Source organism: [Bacillus] enclensis (assembly GCF_001456935.1).
Lineage (GTDB): Bacteria > Bacillota > Bacilli > Bacillales > Bacillaceae_B > Rossellomorea > Rossellomorea enclensis.
In genome coordinates this window covers 427,585-445,598 of the sequence record NZ_KQ758482.1, presented here as the reverse complement: position 1 = coordinate 445,598, position 18,014 = coordinate 427,585, and the positions used below count along the sequence as shown (strand labels likewise).

The 18,014-nt window shown below is 41.7% G+C and carries 20 protein-coding genes; 16 read left to right on the top strand and 4 right to left on the bottom strand.

Annotated features, from left to right (window positions below; translation table 11 throughout):
* Positions 1-29 precede the first annotated feature (29 nt).
* From AS034_RS02145 to modB, 7 genes are all read left to right on the top strand, one after another.
* Complete coding sequence (locus AS034_RS02145; RefSeq protein WP_058297340.1) at positions 30-1,043, top strand: MoeB/ThiF family adenylyltransferase; 1,014 nt, start codon at positions 30-32, stop codon at positions 1,041-1,043.
* A 17-nt stretch (positions 1,044-1,060) separates the two neighbouring features.
* The gene (locus tag AS034_RS02140; protein ID WP_058297339.1) at positions 1,061-2,377 is read left to right on the top strand and encodes a molybdopterin molybdotransferase MoeA; all 1,317 of its coding nucleotides are present in this window, start codon (positions 1,061-1,063) and stop codon (positions 2,375-2,377) included.
* Positions 2,370-2,846, top strand: coding sequence for a molybdenum cofactor biosynthesis protein MoaE (locus AS034_RS02135; RefSeq protein WP_058297338.1), 477 nt, complete (start codon positions 2,370-2,372; stop codon positions 2,844-2,846). Before AS034_RS02140 ends, AS034_RS02135 begins: the two co-directional genes overlap by 8 nt.
* A complete protein-coding gene (gene moaD, locus AS034_RS02130) occupies positions 2,839-3,072 on the top strand; it encodes a molybdopterin converting factor subunit 1 (RefSeq protein ID WP_058297337.1) in 234 nt (77 codons plus the stop codon). Before AS034_RS02135 ends, moaD begins: the two co-directional genes overlap by 8 nt.
* A 151-nt stretch (positions 3,073-3,223) precedes the next feature.
* Positions 3,224-3,736 (top strand): MogA/MoaB family molybdenum cofactor biosynthesis protein, encoded by a 513-nt coding sequence (locus AS034_RS02125; protein WP_058298066.1) that lies wholly within the window; start codon positions 3,224-3,226, stop codon positions 3,734-3,736.
* A gap of 9 nt (positions 3,737-3,745) precedes the next feature.
* Positions 3,746-4,504, top strand: coding sequence for a molybdate ABC transporter substrate-binding protein (gene modA / locus AS034_RS02120; protein WP_058297336.1), 759 nt, complete (start codon positions 3,746-3,748; stop codon positions 4,502-4,504).
* A 26-nt stretch (positions 4,505-4,530) separates the two neighbouring features.
* Positions 4,531-5,190 carry a molybdate ABC transporter permease subunit gene (modB, locus tag AS034_RS02115; protein WP_058297335.1) on the top strand — a complete coding sequence of 220 codons (660 nt, stop codon included), beginning with the start codon at positions 4,531-4,533 and terminating at the stop codon, positions 5,188-5,190.
* 60 nt (positions 5,191-5,250) lie between these two features.
* Here the strand turns inward: modB and moaC are convergent, their stop codons facing one another.
* The gene (moaC, locus tag AS034_RS02110; protein ID WP_058297334.1) at positions 5,251-5,742 is read right to left on the bottom strand and encodes a cyclic pyranopterin monophosphate synthase MoaC; all 492 of its coding nucleotides are present in this window, start codon (positions 5,740-5,742) and stop codon (positions 5,251-5,253) included.
* Positions 5,743-5,816: 74 nt separating this feature from the next.
* Between moaC and mobB the strand changes: the two genes are divergently transcribed.
* From mobB to AS034_RS02090, 4 genes are all read left to right on the top strand, one after another.
* Positions 5,817-6,338, top strand: a complete 522-nt coding sequence (gene mobB, locus AS034_RS02105; protein WP_058297333.1) for a molybdopterin-guanine dinucleotide biosynthesis protein B — start codon at positions 5,817-5,819, stop codon at positions 6,336-6,338.
* An 11-nt stretch (positions 6,339-6,349) separates the two neighbouring features.
* Positions 6,350-6,940 (top strand): molybdenum cofactor guanylyltransferase, encoded by a 591-nt coding sequence (locus AS034_RS02100; RefSeq protein WP_058297332.1) that lies wholly within the window; start codon positions 6,350-6,352, stop codon positions 6,938-6,940.
* A gap of 51 nt (positions 6,941-6,991) precedes the next feature.
* Positions 6,992-7,999, top strand: a complete 1,008-nt coding sequence (moaA, locus tag AS034_RS02095) for a GTP 3',8-cyclase MoaA (protein ID WP_058297331.1) — start codon at positions 6,992-6,994, stop codon at positions 7,997-7,999.
* A gap of 337 nt (positions 8,000-8,336) precedes the next feature.
* Complete coding sequence (locus AS034_RS02090) at positions 8,337-9,272, top strand: hypothetical protein (protein ID WP_058297330.1); 936 nt, start codon at positions 8,337-8,339, stop codon at positions 9,270-9,272.
* A 149-nt stretch (positions 9,273-9,421) separates the two neighbouring features.
* Here the strand turns inward: AS034_RS02090 and AS034_RS02085 are convergent, their stop codons facing one another.
* Positions 9,422-9,664, bottom strand: a complete 243-nt coding sequence (locus AS034_RS02085) for a hypothetical protein (RefSeq protein WP_141687647.1) — start codon at positions 9,662-9,664, stop codon at positions 9,422-9,424.
* Positions 9,665-9,828: 164 nt separating this feature from the next.
* Here AS034_RS02085 and AS034_RS02080 point away from each other — a divergent pair, with 164 nt between their 5' ends.
* Both AS034_RS02080 and AS034_RS02075 read left to right on the top strand, forming a co-directional pair.
* Positions 9,829-10,329, top strand: coding sequence for an LURP-one-related/scramblase family protein (locus AS034_RS02080; protein WP_058297328.1), 501 nt, complete (start codon positions 9,829-9,831; stop codon positions 10,327-10,329).
* Positions 10,330-10,365: 36 nt separating this feature from the next.
* Positions 10,366-10,539: a hypothetical protein gene (locus AS034_RS02075; protein ID WP_058297327.1), complete on the top strand. Its 174-nt coding sequence runs from the start codon at positions 10,366-10,368 to the stop codon at positions 10,537-10,539.
* A 120-nt stretch (positions 10,540-10,659) separates the two neighbouring features.
* Here the strand turns inward: AS034_RS02075 and AS034_RS02070 are convergent, their stop codons facing one another.
* Entirely contained in the window at positions 10,660-11,628 is a 969-nt protein-coding gene (locus tag AS034_RS02070) for a helix-turn-helix transcriptional regulator (RefSeq protein ID WP_058297326.1), read from the bottom strand.
* A gap of 94 nt (positions 11,629-11,722) precedes the next feature.
* Between AS034_RS02070 and AS034_RS02065 the strand changes: the two genes are divergently transcribed.
* From AS034_RS02065 to AS034_RS02055, 3 genes are all read left to right on the top strand, one after another.
* Complete coding sequence (locus AS034_RS02065; RefSeq protein ID WP_058297325.1) at positions 11,723-12,202, top strand: GyrI-like domain-containing protein; 480 nt, start codon at positions 11,723-11,725, stop codon at positions 12,200-12,202.
* A 480-nt stretch (positions 12,203-12,682) separates the two neighbouring features.
* Positions 12,683-15,130, top strand: a complete 2,448-nt coding sequence (locus tag AS034_RS02060; protein WP_058297324.1) for an AAA family ATPase — start codon at positions 12,683-12,685, stop codon at positions 15,128-15,130.
* Positions 15,131-15,168: 38 nt separating this feature from the next.
* Positions 15,169-16,371 (top strand): Mbeg1-like protein, encoded by a 1,203-nt coding sequence (locus tag AS034_RS02055; protein ID WP_058297323.1) that lies wholly within the window; start codon positions 15,169-15,171, stop codon positions 16,369-16,371.
* A 287-nt stretch (positions 16,372-16,658) separates the two neighbouring features.
* On the opposite strand, the gene AS034_RS02050 is transcribed toward AS034_RS02055, so the two are convergent.
* On the bottom strand, positions 16,659-17,633 hold the full coding sequence (locus AS034_RS02050) for a DNA/RNA non-specific endonuclease (protein ID WP_176716074.1): 975 nt from the start codon (positions 17,631-17,633) through the stop codon (positions 16,659-16,661).
* Positions 17,634-18,014 lie beyond the last annotated feature (381 nt).

The following is an 18,014-nucleotide window of genomic DNA, read 5'->3' as shown; positions in this document are numbered from 1 at the left end:
ATAGAGTCTGAAAAGGGGCAGATGCTAAAATGAGTGATAGATATTCCCGTCAAAAGCTGTTTAAACCGCTTGGAGAAGCCGGGCAGGAAAAAATAGCTAAAAAACATGTAATCATTATCGGGGCCGGCGCTTTGGGATCTGTCAATGCAGAATCTCTTGTAAGAGCCGGAATTGGCAGATTGACTATAATCGATCGGGATTATGTTGAGATGAGCAATCTTCATCGTCAGCAGTTATATACAGAGAAAGATGCGATGGAGGGTTTACCTAAAGCGGTTGCTGCAAAAAATAGATTGAACGAGATTAACTCAGAAACCCATATCACCGCCTATGTAGCAGAAGCTGATGCAGAAATGCTGGCAGAGCTGGTAAAGGATGCAGATATTTTGTTGGATTGCACGGATAACTTTGATATTCGTTTTATTATAAATGACATCTCTATTAAATATCAGATTCCTTGGATTTATGGATCTTGTGTCGGAAGTTCAGGGATGAGCTATACCATTCTTCCGGGAAAGACGCCGTGCTTAAATTGCTTAACAGAATCCTTTCCGATATCAGGAGGGACATGTGATTCTTCCGGTATCATAGCTCCTGCTGTGCAAATGACAGCCGCCTATCAAACAACAGAAGTCCTAAAGCTCTTGGCAGATGATCATCAATCATTGAGAGAAGGAGTATTAACCTTCGATTTATGGGGCAATCAATCCTATCATATGAAAGTATCAAAGGCTAAAAAAGATGAGTGTCCTACCTGTGGTGATAAACCTGTTTATCCATATTTACAATATGAAAACCGCACCAAAACGACGGTTCTTTGTGGAAGGGATACGGTTCAGATCAGATCGCCGCATATTAAACTTTCATTAAATGAAATCGAAAGAAACTTAGAGGGGCTCGGTGATATTAAACGTAATCCTTATTTACTTTCATTTACATACGATCCTTATAGAATTGTGTTTTTTCATGATGGACGAACATTTATTCATGGAACCAATGATATGAACGAAGCTAAAAACATATATCATCGCTTTATCGGATAAGAGAATGGAGGCAGCCGATGTTAGAAAGTCGAACACCCATCAAGGTAGAAGAAGCCATAGACCGTGTACTAAGGTATAAAAAGAAAGGAAGCACAGAATCAATAGCCATAGAGGATGCCTATGGCAGAGTACTGGGAGACAATCTGCTTGCAGATCATGATGTCCCTCTATTTGACCGGTCCCCGTATGATGGATTTGCGATAAGAGCGGAAGATACTACATATGCGTCCCGGGAGACTCCTGTTCATCTGGAGGTTGTTTCCGAAATTGGAGCAGGAAGTGTGTACAATCAGCCAATAAAAGAAAACCAAGCAGTCAGGATCATGACAGGCGCACCTATTCCGGAGGGATGTAACGCAGTTGTCATGCTTGAATTGGTGAAAAACATTGAAAAAGACGGAAGAGCATTTATTACGGTCAACCGGTCGTTTAGTGGCGGTGACAATATTTCCTTTCGGGGTGAGGATACTAAAAAGGGGACTATACTGGCTGAAAAAGGATCCCATATCAATCCTGGAATTGCTGCACTTCTCGCCACTTTCGGCTATAAAAAAGTACCTGTCAGCAGGAAACCGAAAGTAGGCGTCTTAGCTACCGGAAGTGAATTGCTGGCAATCGATGAACCCCTTCAGCCTGGGAAAATCCGCAATAGTAATTCATATATGATTCTCTCTCAGATTGAACGCGCAGGGGGCGAAGGTATTCTCTTGGGGCAATTAAGCGATGATTTGGACCTCTGCTTTCAACATGTGAGAAGTGCCCTGCAAGAGGTTGACTTTCTCATCACAACAGGTGGTGTATCAGTCGGGGATTATGATTACCTGCCGGAGATTTATCAAAAACTTGGAGCCAATGTTTTATTTAATAAAGTAGGGATGCGGCCGGGAAGTGTCACGACAGTTGCTGAAAAGGATGGGAAGCTGCTGTTCGGATTATCTGGAAATCCATCTGCTTGCTATGTAGGTTTTGAATTATTCGTTCGACCGGTTATGAGAGGTTTCTTACAATGTCCTAATCTTTTTGTAAGAAATGAAGAAGCGGTGCTTGGTGTGGATTTTCCAAAACCAAATCCATTTACCCGGTTTGTCAGGGGGGAGATGACGTTTTCAGACGGAAGAGTGGTCGCCAAGCCTACTGGTCTCGATAAGTCAGGTGTCGTTTCCTCATTAGCCTCAGCCAATGTTCTAATTGTGCTTCCTGGTGGAACAAGGGGGTATAAACAAGGCATGCCAGTAAAGGTGCTACTGTTGGAAGACCAACAGGGCAGTTTTTCTGTTAATAATCTATTCCAGAAATCAATAGGAAGTGAAGAAAGGATGCAGCATCGTGAGTGAAGAGCTATTTGAAGTGACAGATGTTCCTATTAAGCCAGAAAAGGTATCTGCGAAAGTTGAAAGCAGAGATGCCGGAGCCGTGACCATATTTTGCGGTACCGTTAGAGAATGGACAAAAGGCAGAAAAACACTGTACTTAGAGTATCAAGCATATGAATCGATGGCGGTAAAGAAGCTGGCGGAAATCGGGGAGCAGGTGAAGGGAAAATGGCCGACTGCGAAGGTTGCTATCACCCATCGAGTGGGCAGGCTTGAAATATCTGATCTTGCAGTGGTCATAGCCGTATCCTCTCCCCACCGGAAAGCGGCATATGAAGCAAATGAATTTGTGATCGAACAGATTAAAAAGATTGTTCCTATTTGGAAAAAAGAACATTGGGAAGATGGAGAACTGTGGATAGGAGATCAACTTCAGCAGGTGGAATATTCTAACGGGAAACCGATGAAAGGGAGTGCAGCTGATGATTAAAGTATTGCTTTTTGCCCATTTACAGGAAGAAGCAGGTCAACAAGAAGTGTCTATTGACAAAGGGGATCTAACCGTAAAAGAGATAAAGGAACTGATGATCAACGATTATCATCTTTCCCGTTTAGATGGAGTTATGGTGGCCGTCAATGAACAATATGCCCTTGAGGATGAAGTGATTTCTTCAGGAGACGTTGTTGCGTTCATCCCCCCGGTCAGCGGAGGATAAGCATGATTGATAGGACCTTTTCGCAAAGGCTGCTGTTATCTTACAGAAGGAAGTAGTTGCAGGATGCTCGCTTACCGAGGGGATGGCAGAAAAACGGCATTCCCAAGACCACAGTTTTTCCAAAACAGCATTAAAAAAGGGGGAGAATCCAGTGCTGCAGGAGCATAGAAAAGCATCGACTAAAAAAGTTACATGCAAAGTTATAACAGTAAGCGATACGAGAACAAAAGAAACGGATAAAAGCGGAGGGCTCCTTATGGAATTACTCCAACGATCCGGACATGAAGTGGCTGATTATGAAATTATAAAAGATGAAAAAACTCTCATAAATGCTTCACTGGAAAAAGCAATACATAACAATCAAATACAGGCGGTTTTATTAAACGGTGGAACCGGGATAAGCAATAGAGATGTTACGATAGAAGCAGTAAAAGCTTTATTGGATAAAGAATTGGTAGGGTTTGGTGAGATTTTCCGCTTTTTAAGTTATCGGGATGATATTGGTTCGGCTGCCATTCTTTCAAGGGCGATTGCAGGAATTTCCAATAACACGATTATTTTTTCGATGCCGGGCTCATCCGGTGCTGTAAAGCTTGCGATGGAACAATTAATCATTCCCGAAATAGGTCATATTGCAAATGAAATGACAAAAGATTTGAGGTAGAAAGAAAAAATGAAGAGAAAAAAGATACTGACCATTCTTTCCATTATGCTGCTCTTAACTGGATGTGCTCCTAAAGATAAGAATAAGGTTACTCTGACCATATCAGCAGCTGCCAGCCTTAAAGATAGTATGATGGAGGTAAAGAAGGATTTCGAAAAAGAACACCCTGATATTCATATCGTCTTTAACTTTGGTGGTACGGGGGCCTTAAGAAAACAAGTGGAACAAGGAGCCCCGAGTGATGTTTTTCTTTCTGCATCAAAAAAAGATTATGAAAGATTGGTAGACCGAGGATTTATCGATTCAAACTTGGGAGGAGAGTTCTTAACAAATCGATTAGTGATAATCGCTCCTAAATCCAGCACCATATCCAGCCTTGATGGTCTTTCCCCTTCCAAGAATAAGCTTGCCATTGGAAATCCGGAATTTGTACCGGCAGGAAGCTATGCTAAAGAGGCATTAATAGGAATGAATAAATGGAACAAGGTAAAGGATCAGCTTGTATTCTCCAAAGATGTAAGAGGTGTTCTTACACTGGTAGAAAATCAGTCTGTGTCTTTAGGGGTGGTTTATGCTAGTGATTTAATGGTCAGCGAAAAGGTGAAATCAATCCAGTTGATAAATCCCTCCCTGTATTCAAGGATTGGTTATTATGCGGGCGTATTGCAAAAAAGCAAACATCCTAAAGAAGCTGCTGTTTTTACCAAATTTGTAATAGATGACAAAAGAAAAGAAACCTTTGAAAAATTTGGATTTACGAAAGGGTAATATGTAAAAAGTAGGTGGATATTAGAATGGAATCATTTTGGTTCCCTATCAAGCTTTCCCTTTTGGTAGCAGGAGCATCAACTATTTTTACTTTCATTGTTTCAGTACTGCTCTCACATAAATACTCCCGGATCAACTTTCGTGGAAAAACCTTTTTGGAAACTCTTTTCATTCTCCCGTTGGTATTGCCGCCTTCAGTCATTGGATTTATCCTGTTGATTATGTTTGGGATCAATAGTCCGATAGGGAGAGGAATAGAAAAGGTCATGGGGGAAACGATTTTGTTTACACCATACGCCGCCATAGTTGCAGCCGTCGTTGTAGCTTTTCCATTAATGTATCAATCAGCAAAAGCAGGATTTTTAAGCATTGATGGAGATATCGAAGCAGCTTCGCGGGTGGATGGGGCCTCAGAGGCAAAGGTACTCATGTATGTTTCGATCCCGCTCGCAAGCAGATCCTTGCTCACAGGAGCGATATTAAGCTTCACAAGGGCATTGGGGGAATTTGGGGCAACGTTAATGTTTGCCGGTAACATTCCAGGGAAAACAAAAACCATCTCAACTGCCATCTACGTAGCTATAGAATCAGGAGAAGACAGTTTAGCTTGGAAATACGTAGGAATAAGCATTGCTATTTCTTTCATCTTTCTCTTTTTTGTAAATCGAATCAACGGCCGGCCCTGATATACATAACAGTAAATCTTAGATTTCATCAGGACTGTGGGATTCATAATAAAGCAGGGATTAGAGCTGTTCCCGGTTGAAATCGCCGTTTTTCCCACCCGATTTATGCTGCAAGTATGTTGGACCGATAATCATGCCTTTATCTACGGATTTGCACATATCATACACGCAAAGGGCTGTAGCAGCGGCGGCAGTCAAAGCTTCCATTTCAACCCCTGTGCTCCCTTTCGTTTTCACTTCTGAAGTAATATGCAAATCGTATGCAGCTTCACTTATTTCTTTCCATGTAAAAGATATATTTACACTGCTGATTGGAATTGGGTGGCACATAGGAATAATAGTAGCTGTTTGTTTTGCTGCCATTATTCCGGCAACTTGAGCCACACCAAGCACATCGCCTTTTTTAAAATCATGGTCTACTATTTTTTGATAAATATCTTTATTAACTTGAATAGATGAGAGGGCAATCGCCGTTCTGACGGTTTCATCCTTACTGGATATATCCACCATTTTCGCTCTTCCCTCTTCATTAAAATGAGTAAATTTGGACATTGTTTTCACCTCTGTTGTTAGTGTAATCGTATTTAAATGGAAAGTAAAACTTGAATGGAAAGAGGTGTAGGGATTTGTTCAATGATATTCCGGTCCTGCAGGTAGTGGGGTTTAAAAATAGCGGGAAGACTTCCTTAGTTTGTAACATGATCAAATGGGCTTCTGAATTTGGAATTTCTGTTTCTTCCTGCAAGCATCATGGACATGGGGGAAAACCGGATACGGTTGAAAATACCGATAGTACTTTTCATCAGCAGGCAGGGGCAGAGATATCAGGTGTAGAAGGTGATGGAGTGCTCCAGTTATCCATTTCGAGAAAGGAATGGAAGCTTGATGACATTCTCTCATTTTATTCTTATATTAAAACGGATTTAATTATATGTGAGGGATTTAAAAAGGAACGATACCCAAAGGTGGTCCTTCTCCGCGAGCGGAGTGATGATCGAATCCTTCAGGAAGTCGAGAATGTGATTGCGGTGATAGCACCTTTCCCTATTGAAAATCAAAAGGACACCATCGCCTATTTTTCGAAAGACAAGATGAAAGAATTTTCACATTGGTATCTTAAGTGGGTTCAGAAAGCTCTTTCAAACTAAGGAGGATGATTATGCGTGATAGTAAAATAGCCGGAGTAATTGTGGCCGGCGGCCAATCCAAACGATTTGGAAGTGACAAGGCTTTTTCACTATACAAAGGAAAGCCATTTTTTCAGCATTCCTTACAAGCGGTTTCTTCAATCACCGATGAGGTTATCATTGTAACAAGCGCAGCTTTATTCTCCCAATTCAATGGTTTACCAAACATACAGGTGACAGAGGATTTAGAAGAATTCCAAGGATGCGGACCTTTAGGGGGGATCTATACTGCCATGAGTAAGTATAAAGCGGAATGGTACGTCATACTGCCTATAGATGTTCCACTGGTGACAAGCAGCTTAGTCAATCGATTAGTAAGTAAAATTGACACAAGATATGATGCGATCGTTCCAATCATCAATGGTAAGCTTCAACCTTTATTAGCTGTGTACCGGGATACTGTTAAGGAGAAAATCTACTGTCTGCTTGTTAGTGAAGACTACAAAATGGGTAATGTATTGAAAGGCTTCTCTGTACTCTACTTAAGTGAAGAAGAAGTTGGAGAAATTGAAGCGTTTCATAATATTAATACAAAGAAAGACTTTGATACTTATATAAAATAAGAGAATCGAATAGGCAGAAAAGAGGATATACCTAATTGGAGTGAGCAATGCATGGAACATTTAGTAGATAAGCGAGCCAGATCTCTTCGTGATTTGAGGATTTCTGTAACGGATCGATGTAATTTCCGCTGCAGATATTGCATGCCGAAAGAAATTTTTGGTGCAGACTATCCATTTTTAGAAAGAGAAGAAATCCTTTCTTTTGAGGAAATCACTCGTTTAGCAGGCATTTTTTCTGAATTTGGTGTTGAAAAAATCAGGCTCACAGGTGGGGAGCCCCTGCTCAGAAAAAATTTACCCGATTTAATTGAAAGCTTATATAAAGTATCAGGAATAGAAGATATCGCCTTAACCACAAATGGAGTATTCCTTCCGAAGTATGCCAAACAATTGAAAGAAGCTGGCCTTACAAGGGTCAATGTGAGCCTGGACTCCCTGAATGATAAAGTGTTTAAGAAAATCAACGATATGGGAAGGGGAGTACAGCCGGTATTAGATGGGATTAAAGCTGCTCAACAAGAAGGCCTGGAAGTAAAAGTGAATATGGTAGTGAAAAAAGGTTTAAGCGACGATGAAATCATGCCAATGGTCCATTATTTTAAAAAGGAAGGCATTACCCTTCGATTTATTGAGTTTATGGATGTTGGAACCACAAACGGCTGGAATTATAAAGATGTTATCAGTAAGAAGGAGATTCATGATTTAATAAATAGTCATTACCCATTAGAATCTGTTGAGCCTGGTTATTTTGGAGAAGTGGCAAAAAGGTATCGTTATGCCGGAACCGACACTGAAGTAGGATTTATTTCTTCCGTGACAGAAAGTTTCTGTTCCAGTTGCACTCGGGCAAGGCTGTCAACAGATGGTAAGCTCTTCACCTGCCTGTTTGCTCAAAGTGGGTTTGATTTAAAGGAAATGGTTCGAGGGAATGCCTCTGATGAGGAACTGAAGCAAGCAATCAGGGGTGTATGGGAAAAACGTGACGATCGTTATTCTGAAATCAGAACTGAAGAAAGTCAAAAATCCAGGAAAATTGAAATGTCCTATATTGGCGGTTGATGATATATACCCACACTCATTGTATACTGTTCCGTTTTGGGGTGCATATCATGTAAACGACATTATGGTGCTTGTTCAGCAAACGCTCCATATAACTTCCTCAGTTTTATGTTTATCTACAATCACTATTCCAACCAATCATCAGTCACCTGTTTGTATTTAGAATCTCCAACAACTTTAGGTAATTCGACGTGTTTGAGCCAAGGGGACAGGTCCCCTGGTTTTTTTTAGGTAGTAAGATAAATGAGGAAGGGTCATTGTACCTGTCCCCTTGGCTCATAATCTTCCCACTAAATGAATAAGGTAAAACAGTATTTTCTTGAAGGTGGGAGGCTGAATGAAGAAGCTTACAAGTTGGATAATGGGGATTTTTCCTCGTACACGTAAAGAGAAATGGACCCTCGTTATGGGGGCCCAATACGAACCTCAACAATTTGGCCAGCCGGTTGAACGAGGAGAGTCTTCGCCCGTACGTACCAGTGATCTTGAAAAATATTTCCGTCCTTCCTGCATCCCCATTAAAAATACTCTTCTCAAGGACTTTCAATTTTTTGATCCCTATTATGAAAAAAGCTATAAGGAAGTGAAACTCCCTGCTGCATTGACCCGCACTGCTGATGAAACGATCTTACATTATTTTAGTATTTTAAGAGAGGCAGAAAATCTCACTGATAAGCAGATGGGCGGGTGCGGAACGGTGGGGATGGCAAAGCTGCCCTTTCCTGTTGCTTACAATTTTTTCACTGACGACTATCAAAAAAGGGTTTCCTATCATGATTATCTCCAATCGTTTGCCGGGATCGGGCATCTGAATTTAATTAAGATGAATAGACTCCCAGATGATGGAGACACCGTATCCTATTTCATCGAACTAGAAAGCATCGAAGGTTCATCAAAGGGTGTCACCTATTTTGCTTATTATTACGGCTATATCCAATTGAAGAAGGTTCATAATCTTTATAAAATCGACCACATGAGATTATACGGAGAGAACTTCCTGTGTGCAGCCTATCACCTGTGGCAGCATGATGCGGAAGCCGTCGTCGGCATTATGTACGGAGACTGGTGCAAGCTGGTCAAAAAACAGCTGCATGTCAAACAAGATGGGTACGTCAAAATCATTGATTTCATCGGCACGGATGGAGCCGATTACCGGTTTGTATTTTATCAATTAACGAATGATACGGATGTATTGATTTCTCAATTTAAAATGGATGCTGCGGGAGTCTGGAAACCCATTGCCATCGATCCGGAAGAATGCCTTAAAAACTAGGCGGTTATCATTGAATGGTTTGTAGGAAATAATCTAATTGCCATCCAATTAACGTGGTGAGTTGGAGATGTTCCTCTAGAATCTCTGCTGGGTTTAAACTGTTTAATTGTTCCAAATAAGGGGATATAACTGAATATGATCGTCTTTCGTTAATGAAGGAGAGGGTTGGGGGAAATGAATACAAGCTTATCTTTGTGGACTATTTTAATAATAAGTGTGGCACTTTTGATATTTTGTTTATATAAGGTGTTCAGCTCTCCTCCAGATAGTAAGAATAATTTAACAATTAAAATCCCGGCAGTAATGATATCACTTTCCATATCATTACTGCTAACTGTGCTTATATTTATCATACTCACGACTAATAATTGACCAGCCCTTAACATGGACACATTTATCCCCCTCGATGTGAAAGAAGAAAATTAAATAAGTATACAAGGAAGCGCGGGGAGCAAGCCTGCGCTTCTATTTATTTATAAACACACCATGAAAAAATTGGAACCAAATCCCATCTCAACCGTAAATAAAGAAAGACGTAAAAACGGGAGGCACTTATATGAAAGAACTTTATATAAAGCAAAAGGTATTCAGTCTCAGCGGGAAATTCACGGTGAAGGATCAGGAGGAGAAGGACCGTTATTATGTGGAGGGAAGCTTCATGAAGGTCCCGAAGACGTTCTCCATATTGAATGCAAGCAGGGACGAAGTTGCACTCATCACGAAAAAGGTATTCAGCTTCTTGCCGAAGTTCTACGTTGAGGTCAATGGGCAGGATGTAGTGACGATCAAGAAGGAATTCTCCTTTTTAAAAGCACGCTATACGATCGATGCGGCAGGCATTGAAGTGCGCGGTAACTGGTGGGATATGAACTTTCAGGTATTGCAGCATGGCAAGGTAGTAGGTGAAGTGGATAAGAAGTGGTTCAGCTGGGGCGACAGCTACAGGGTGCAGGTGCTGGATGAAGAGATGGAGACGATTGTGATTGCACTGGTGATTGCGATTGATTGTGTGAAGGCGGATGAGTCGTCTTCTTCTTCGAGTATATCTTTTGATTAAAGCAATGAAGCGAGAATTATAGTGGAGGTGCCAATCGTGTTCGGTAATAAACCCCAATGTTCTATCTGCAGTAAAGAAATCAAGGGCGATGATGTGGTGTATGTGAAGATGCGTTATCCGAAGCATAAAGGGATGACTGAGATTAAAGCGTATTTGAAAAATGAAGGCAGGTTTATTTGTGAGGAGTGCTTTGATAAGGGAGACGATTGATTTAAGGTAGCAGGGGATACTCTAGTTTCTCATTAAAAAATGGGGGACTGCCCCCCATTAACGTGGGAAGGGAGGCAGACCCTGAACTTCAATGGCCTGTGAAGGAACTTGCCGATGAAATCATCGACCTCTGCTGATTACCCGCAATCTCTCTTCTAAACCGGTTAAGACTTCATCCGGCACTTCCTTGAACTTGATATCCTCCCCAAGGAAAAGCAGCCAATTGATCATATCGGTTAATTCTTCGGGCATAGTAACGTTGATGAAAGCCTTCAGTATGGCTGTGGCCTGGTAGGGATTCGTATAGGAAATGGAGAATTTAAATGGATGGTATTTCTTGAACTGGGCGACTGCATTAGGACCCAATTCGATGACAAGGTTGATCATTTCTTTCTGCTTACTTAGTTTTTCCAGAACCTTCTTCTTAGTTACTCGTTTATTCGTGTGATATGGCTCTACATTGGTAAGGTGGTCAACTGGAAAGACCCTCTTTTTTTCTTCTTTTAAGTCAAATCCTTCTATTAGCCAAATGCTCTTTTCACGATAAAGATGCAAGATAAAAATGGGATAAGCCTTTATGGACTTCTCCTCTTTAATGGTGAGTAATAAATGGTTATCCATCAGAAGCAGTTGGATGAGCTTTTCTAACATCGGGTGAGGGAGGTCTGTCAGGTCAAGTAAATCAGGATTACTGGGATTGGTCCCTTCGAATAGCAGGATTTGATTTAACAGAACCAGGCTTTCTTGCTGATAATCCGGTATCAGGCCGAGTAATTTTTCTGCCAGCGACTGCCGGCTTTTTAGATAGGGCAGCTGTTGATTCCTTGAGGCCATGAAGGCTATAAAAAGTGCTTTGACTTCACTATCGGTAAAGTGAATGGAAGGCAGGACAGAGTTGTTCATGACAGCATACCCGCCATCTCTTCCAACCTCTGACTCCAGCGGCATCCCCATGGATTCAATTTCCCTGATATCACGGATAGCAGTCGAACGGGAGATATTGAATTCCTGCATGATTTCTGAAATGGTAAAGTAGGATCGGTTGTTGATATACCGCATGATGGTATTGATCCGTTCAACTTTTTTCATTTGACCCTCCTAAACAGTATCATTTTTTGACATGATTCAATGCTATTATAAACTCAGGAAGTCAAAAAACAAATTATTAAGGAGGAAATTTGAAATGGCAAATTATTTATTAGAAGAAAAAGAAAGCTTCATGGTTTTAGGTATGGGGACAGAACTTAAGAGTGATTACAGAGACTTTGAAGGTATTCATAAGGAAAAAGCAGAATTCTGGCAAGCCGTCAATCAAGATGGAAGACTCGATAAGCTGAAGAATGTCGCCGCGAATGACTATCTTTTTGTAGTAAATGAAGCAGTGAACAACAAGATGATGCACTATGTCGGGGTCATAACAAAGGAGTCGTTGCCAGAGGCATCCAGACTGATCCAATTTCCTGCAGGGGAATACATCGTTGTCAAAGGGGAAGCGAGTACCGATGAAGAGCTGGCTAACAAGCTTACCGGTATTGCCTTTGGTGAAGTCCTTATGGAAGTAACAGAGGTATCGTATGTTGGTGCTCCGAATACAGCGGTGGTGATGGGAGAACAAGACGGAATGGTATATGGTGAAATGTGGATTCCTGTTGTTAGGAATTAGGGCAATAAGGAGCATGGCCACGAAAAAAGCTTGGGGACTCCCAAGCTTTTACTTGTGGCTTCATATGAATATCCTACTCTCCTGAAAATTGGGGCCTGACCCCCGATCTGCTAACGTATTAACGTGGAGGGGGGTCAGTCCCTTTACTTCTTACCTTTTCAGAGTGAAGTTTTGATTATCACCCCTCACTGTTTTCTACGAAAAATCTTCTAATCACCGAACCTATTTCACAGGAAGGTTCAAAAACCTTTTCCTGCTCCGCTAGAAGATTCCCTAAAAGAGTTCCATAAAAAATTTGTGACATATGTTCTATAAAAATTCCAAAAATTATAATAAAATGAATATATGTGTAAAAAGAAGCTATGCTTTTTAATTTGTATCGATTATTACGGATTCAACGAGTATAGAGGATTTTATAAATATGTTCTTCATATACTGGGATGAGGTAAGGGGATAGTCGAAAAGCATTAGGAGGTTTTTATGGGGTTATTTAAGGGATTTGGAAAAAGAAGCAACACAATCACGTATACAATCAGACATGATTCAAATGGATATTATCAGGTGGGTTTCCGTATGGGATCCAAAGGAGAGGATCTTTTTGCTGTGGATCAGTTGGAGGATGCGGAGAGCGCAGTGGATGAGCTTTCCCGCAAGCTTGGTGAGAGTCCTTCTTCTTCACTGTGGGAAACAAGGGATTTTATAAAAAAACAACGATCATATCATAGCATCAGGGATAATTTTCAGGTCGATGTGGTGGATAATGGAAACGTAATGACTACCTATGATCCCGATACTGGAAGAATTTCTTATAACACCTATTTAGGAATATCGTTTGATTCTGTTGAAGGAATTCCGGTTGAAGAGACGCTGGCAGTTAGAGAAAACGAGCATGGCTTTTGGGTCATTGATCATGTCCTGGCACTGGGTGCAATAGATTGGGAAGGTTACAGGACGAGAGAGGATGCAATATTTGCTGCTTCTAGATATATAAATGAGATTAATGAGCCTGTTGATGAACTTTTTCAACTCCTGGAAGATAGTGAGTATAAGAGCTATCTACTTGATCTCAGGCATGACATCCTGGATGAACTCGGTTACACGGGAGGGAAGAAAAAGTTCAAGCGAGAGCGAATTGAAAATACAAATTCACATAGAAATCAGGATGACTTGAACGACACGGATTCAAATGGTGAAGTATTAAAACCGTCAAAGAGTTTGGAAAGACATGAGAACAAAAATTATGTTAAGACAACCAATTTAGCTGAAGGTCAACATTTTTCCCAAAAGCTGGATCGACTGATTGGATTATCGGTCATTAAAAATGAAGTCCATTCGATGGTTCAGAGTTTCAATGGACAGAAACGTTTGGAAGAGCAAGGAATTCATACAAAGAAGCCGCTTCTCCATATGGTATTTGAAGGACCGCCAGGAACCGGTAAAACAGAAGTAGCCAGGCTGATGGCTGAGATCTTGCACAGCTTCGGCTATATAGAAGAAAACAAATGTATAGAGGTGTCACGGAAAGATCTGGTTGGAAGATACATTGGTGACACCGCGAAAGATACAGACAAATGGATTCAAAGGGCAAAAGGGGGAGTCTTGTTCATAGATGAAGCATACGCCCTCGCCAATGGAGGAGAGAATGATTATGGTTCTGAAGCAATTGAGGTAATTCTTAAAGCAATGGAAGATCTCCGGGATGAGATCGTTTTCATTTTCGCGGGTTATAGCTTTGAAATGAAAAAGTTCCTGGATATGAATCCCGGTCTCGAATCGAGAATAGGAAAGTTCTTTCAGTTCCCGGATTATACACCGAAGGAAATGAAAGAAATTACGCTCGCAATGCTCAAGTCATCATCCTTCCGATTAGAGAAAGAGTCCGAAGAAGCCATCGAGGTGGAGATCAATCGAGCAGCACAAAAGGGAGTCATCGCGGGGAATGCGAGATGGGCAAGGTCCTTCAGCGAGCGGATCCTTGAGCAGCATCGCATTTACATCAGCCATGAACATGTGAATGAGGTTACGGTCATTCAGCCCGAAACCGTCAAGAAGGCAGGTACGAACAGGCTTGCCGGCCGGGATCAGGAAGGGATGAAGGGGCTGCGTGATGAAGCATTGATGGAATTGGAAAATATGGTGGGCCTCGATGATTTAAAAAATGAAGTCAGGCGCATCTTGAATTTCATCTATATTCAGAAAGAACGAGAGAAGAAAGGGTTGAAATCTGAACTTGGTTCTCTCCATATGGCATTCACGGGTCCTCCGGGCACAGGGAAAACAACGGTGGCAAGGATCATTGGGAAGTTCCTGAGTGGTTCCGGCGTCCTTGAGAAAGGCCATTTCGTCGAAGCGACCCGCAGCGATTTTGTTGGAAAATATGTGGGCCATACAAGTGAACGGACGAAAGAGACGTTTGAAAAAGCAAAAGGCGGGGTTTTATTTATCGATGAAGCGTATTCGCTCGTACAGGGGGAACGTGATGATTTCGGTCAGGAAGCCGTTGATACGCTGATTGCCTTAATGGAAAATCACCGAAAAGAGGTAGTCGTCATCCTTGCAGGCTATGATCATGAAATTGATCAGTTGATGGAATCGAACCCTGGTTTCGACTCAAGAATACGAAATCGCTTCACATTCCCGAGTCTTGACGCTGAAGCGCTCTACTTCATTCTGGAAAAAGGACTAAGGGATCGGGATTATAAGGTTCCCGGAGAGACAAAAGATGCTATCCTGACATATATCAAGGGGCAAATGACTCTGTATCAAGCGGAAGTAGCAAAAGGGAACGGTCGATGGGCGAGGAACCAGGTTGATAAAATCGTATTGAATCAAAGTGATCGCTTGGCGGCAGGAGATGACAGCGATTTAGAAGTGATCCTCCCGGAAGATGTACTGGGTGCGGCCTTTTACGAAAGGGATAAACGATAAGAAAGCAAGAATCTGATGAGTAAGGGGCTATTCAGAGGATGAAAAAAATATTGATTGTTTGCTTAATACTCCTATTACCTTATGTTCTCATAAAACAAGTAAACGGGAGTACGGAAGATGCCTGCAGGCAGGAAGTGAGAGGAGAACCGGGTGAAATAGTTCAAACCGCGTTGAAATTTTCTCATCTGGCTTATGCTGACTTTGATGATCCTTCCTCAGTTAAAGGGAAGCCTGTAGCCTCATTATTTGATAGCCATGAAGAGTTGGACATAACATTTTCTGAATTCAACGATGCGCTTGAGGAAAAAGGGGTTAACGATTTTTCAGAGGGTTTGGAGGATTGGTACGTTCTAAATGCAGACGGAGATAAGGGGTCATTTTGGAGCTCTCTTGGTTTTTGGGGTGCTGCATTTATAAAGGAAGATACGCTGATTGTATCTTTTAGGGGGACAGATGACACCAGTTCTATTTCATATGACTTAGCAGCTGTTGTTCTGCAAACAGATGTTTCAACACAAGTTAACCAGGCGAAGGAGTTTATGAATGCGGTTAAAGAACAAGCCGAAGCAAAAGGAATTAAAGAGGTTTATTTAACTGGGCATTCGCTTGGGGGCTTCCTTGTCCAGAAAGTAATCCTTGAAATAGAGGATGGAAAACTTCCTGGTTATTCTATGGATGAAAAGAAAGGAGCACTGAAAGTCAGCGGTGGTATAACATTTAACGCCCCAGGATTTAAAAATCCCAAGGGGCCTCATCTGGAGAATTTAATTAGTGAGAAGCAGTTCAACAATAATTGCGGATTTCATGTTGAGAATTATATCGTTTCAGAAGATCTGGTAGGTAATTATGGGAGGCATATAGGCGTCAGCTATTATTTGGATGGTCAAGGCCATGCAATTGCCGGCATGCATAATTCTCTCGGTAAAGCGGCTGAGAGCAATGGGAAACCACTAATAATTGCACTTGCAGATGGAACGTTTTCAGAATTGACATTCATGGGCATTGCGGGTGAGGTACTGAATGAAATTGGAATGTTCATCCCTTTTTTAATCCTTCTATTTATCTTGATTAATCTATTCCGGAAGAAATTTAGTTCTCGCGGGTTTGGCTCACTTATAAATTACATTATTTTATGGGGAGTTGTGTGTTTAATAGTCTATGATCTTTTTCATAATTTTGCTCTGAGTGCTAGCTTGGCCAGCCTATTTATTCTGGTTCTTTGGATATTGGTGAGGCGTTGAATATGAGGTGGGAAAGGAATATAGTTTTTATGGACCTGACCCTGAGCAGAGTTTAAATTTAGCGTTATGAGACGAGTGAGGTATTCGATCTTTAGTGGTTGATTGATTGCGGAAGTGTAAGATCTTAAAAGAATGGCCACAAAAAAATTCGACTTTATCAAGGTGACATGATAGCCATAAGAAAAAAGCTTGGGAACGGTACCGCCCCCCGAAAGTTAGAGTCGAAAATCTAACTTTGGGGGTAAGCACCAACCCCAAGCTTTTTGTATGTCTTCTGAACCGATATCCTACTCTCCAACCATCCCGTCTCCATCATTATCCCGCATATGAGGGTATAACCAATGATCGCTTGTGATTGGCATGCTGAAGCCGGCTGCTTTTGCTTCTTTGATCGTCACCAGTCCACTGCCGTCCGTGTCAATGCTTGAGAGATCGCCTTCTGTGGTTGAATTCGTTGTATCTGTGCTGGAGCTCGTTGAACTGGAAGGTTTACTTTCTGTCAGACCGAGTGATTCGTTTACTTCATCAGGGTTCACATTGTCGAATGTATCAACGATTACGTTCCCTCTTAGCGTATAGGTATACTGATAACTTGAAGGGATCTGCGTTTCCGTGTTTGGATAGGTGATAATGGCTTCGAAATCAGTGGCTCCACCTGCGTCCCGGATACTTTTTTCCATATACGCTTGATCACCGTGCCGGTTAAGCGTGCTGTCTTGAGGGGTGATATTATAAGCGTTTGATACCCCGCCGAGAGAGTCGGCAATGATATGCCCTTCATCCAATACATCACTTTCGATGCCGGGAACCTTTGCCTCATCAGAGTAGTATCTGCCGGACGATGTTACCGGCTCCGTGCGGTCATCCTGTAAAATGATTTCGTCTGCAATGACGCGCACCAGCTGACCGTATTCATTCGTGAATGCCCAATACTTCCGGTCCCCAAAACCAATGTCAACGACAACGTTCGGTTGACGATACCCAGACAAATCACCACCATCGACTTCAAGGAGATCGAATCCTGGAAACCCTTCTTCATTTGTTTCGGTTGAGGTTTCTTCTGCGACTGCTTCCTCTGCTTCAGGCCCATCCACAGCCTCCGGAGCAGCTTCTTCCGTTTCACCTTTACTATCAGCATTCTCCGTGGCTTCTACTTTCGGATCTGCTTCTTCATCTGGTGCGGCTGCGCCTTCTACGTTGGCACAACCAACGATGACCATACTCGTTAAAAGCAAGAGTAATCCGTTTAGTTTCATTTTCATTGTGTAGACACCCCTATAATATGTTTCTGAAAGATTGACATCATTTCTTCATTTTACCGCAAATTGTTAAAATTCCTTTATATTTTAACTAATCAGAATAATCACATTTAAAGTACTAATAATAAACTCATACCGTTAATAAGGTAAGGGTTTTTAGGCAAAAAAAGAACAGACACCCCCTTTTCAGGTGCCGGTTCTAGAATACATATGCGAATGTCTTCTTGTTTATACGTTGGATATAGGCCATGATCTGGAATGGGTTGTGGATTTCCTGGCAGCTCCATTTAGGTAAGATCGTCTGCAATGTCGTAGCATCTAATGTCCCAGTGATTTCGTTTTACATATTGAAATATTTAACAAAAACTCCACTCACGGTGCGGT

Excerpts from the sequence above, each read along its gene's own strand:
- AS034_RS02060 (WP_058297324.1), top strand. The coding sequence starts at position 12,683 with ATGGGGTTATTTAAGGGATTTGGAAAAAGAAGCAACACAATCACGTAT.
- AS034_RS02050 (WP_176716074.1), bottom strand. The coding sequence starts at position 17,633 with ATGAAAATGAAACTAAACGGATTACTCTTGCTTTTAACGAGTATGGTC.
- AS034_RS02065 (WP_058297325.1), top strand. The coding sequence starts at position 11,723 with ATGGCAAATTATTTATTAGAAGAAAAAGAAAGCTTCATGGTTTTAGGT.
- AS034_RS02090 (WP_058297330.1), top strand. The coding sequence starts at position 8,337 with ATGAAGAAGCTTACAAGTTGGATAATGGGGATTTTTCCTCGTACACGT.
- AS034_RS02080 (WP_058297328.1), top strand. The coding sequence starts at position 9,829 with ATGAAAGAACTTTATATAAAGCAAAAGGTATTCAGTCTCAGCGGGAAA.
- AS034_RS02055 (WP_058297323.1), top strand. The coding sequence starts at position 15,169 with ATGAAAAAAATATTGATTGTTTGCTTAATACTCCTATTACCTTATGTT.
- AS034_RS02145 (WP_058297340.1), top strand. The coding sequence starts at position 30 with ATGAGTGATAGATATTCCCGTCAAAAGCTGTTTAAACCGCTTGGAGAA.
- moaA (WP_058297331.1), top strand. The coding sequence starts at position 6,992 with ATGGAACATTTAGTAGATAAGCGAGCCAGATCTCTTCGTGATTTGAGG.
- AS034_RS02100 (WP_058297332.1), top strand. The coding sequence starts at position 6,350 with ATGCGTGATAGTAAAATAGCCGGAGTAATTGTGGCCGGCGGCCAATCC.
- AS034_RS02070 (WP_058297326.1), bottom strand. The coding sequence starts at position 11,628 with ATGAAAAAAGTTGAACGGATCAATACCATCATGCGGTATATCAACAAC.
- moaD (WP_058297337.1), top strand. The coding sequence starts at position 2,839 with ATGATTAAAGTATTGCTTTTTGCCCATTTACAGGAAGAAGCAGGTCAA.
- modB (WP_058297335.1), top strand. The coding sequence starts at position 4,531 with ATGGAATCATTTTGGTTCCCTATCAAGCTTTCCCTTTTGGTAGCAGGA.
- modA (WP_058297336.1), top strand. The coding sequence starts at position 3,746 with ATGAAGAGAAAAAAGATACTGACCATTCTTTCCATTATGCTGCTCTTA.
- AS034_RS02140 (WP_058297339.1), top strand. The coding sequence starts at position 1,061 with ATGTTAGAAAGTCGAACACCCATCAAGGTAGAAGAAGCCATAGACCGT.
- moaC (WP_058297334.1), bottom strand. The coding sequence starts at position 5,742 with ATGTCCAAATTTACTCATTTTAATGAAGAGGGAAGAGCGAAAATGGTG.